At 57.1% G+C, this 984-nt stretch carries 1 protein-coding gene; it reads right to left on the bottom strand.

Annotated elements, in window-relative coordinates; genetic code table 11:
- Positions 1-223: 223 nt before the first annotated feature.
- Positions 224-466, bottom strand: a complete 243-nt coding sequence (locus tag C7I85_RS30240) for a hypothetical protein (RefSeq protein ID WP_106727675.1) — start codon at positions 464-466, stop codon at positions 224-226.
- Positions 467-984 lie beyond the last annotated feature (518 nt).

Raw genomic sequence — 984 nt, 5'->3', positions numbered from 1 at the left:
GTAGCCAGCCTAAAACGCAATTTAGAGCGACGCCATGAGAAAGCCCGCCGCCTCGGGCGAGACGACGGGCCAGTTTGATGCGGCGCTCCGGTACTCTCTACTATCCGAGCACGCCTTCATAATTGGCTTAGTATGGTCAACAATACCTTAACAACCCCGCCGAACGCCAAATCGCCGGCAGGTGGCACTTGTTGCAGGGATCGGAGGCGACACTGAAGCCACGCTAGTAGGCAGAACGCGACGAGGCTTGCTTGTGTAGGCGGACCGCTATTTCTAGGATTTCGTCGACACTACGGCCGCCCAGCGAGTAGATCGACAAGATCCTTGCAGCAACCTCATTGTACTCCGCAGGATCCGCAATGTGGAGCGCCTCCATTGCACGCTTCACCAGCGCGTCGAGCATGTCCAGCTCGTCGGGCGAGAACGAACCCTTTTGCTTGGGATGGCGGTGGAGATAGTTGCGCATGACGGCACTCCTCCAGACGCGACAATCATACGCCCGTCAGGAGGGGATTCCGACGACAATCGGTAGGTGCGCGTTCAAAAAGAAGCCCCCCGTCTTTTAGAAAAACGGAGGGCGATAGTAGAGCCATTGATGGGCCTGGAACGATCGAGCTGCGATATGGTTCCCAGTGGACGCAAAAAAATGCCCGTCGCGGCGAAGCGAGACGGGCAGCTTCCTCCTTGGCGAAGATGGTCCTCCCAGACCATGAGGCCACTGTAGTTGCAACTGAACGGCACATCATGTCAGGCGAAACAGCGGTCCGATCAAGAAAAAGCCCGCCACGGCGAACCGGGCGAGCTGATCCCTGAAGCGAAGATCTGTCAAAAAATGCGGGTGTCCCCCGCGAGCGTGTCAACTTAACCTGGGCAAAATCGTCAGTCATGTCAGGGAAAACGGTATTGTGGCAGAGTCGCCTACTCTGCACTACCCTATGACCTCCGACCCCGGCGAAAGCTGGGGCTTTTTCTTTTGGCTGAGTG

Origin of the sequence: Pseudaminobacter soli (ex Li et al. 2025) (genome assembly GCF_003012705.1) — a bacterium.
GTDB lineage: Bacteria > Pseudomonadota > Alphaproteobacteria > Rhizobiales > Rhizobiaceae > Pseudaminobacter > Pseudaminobacter soli.
This window is presented reverse-complemented; position numbering and strand designations above follow the sequence as displayed.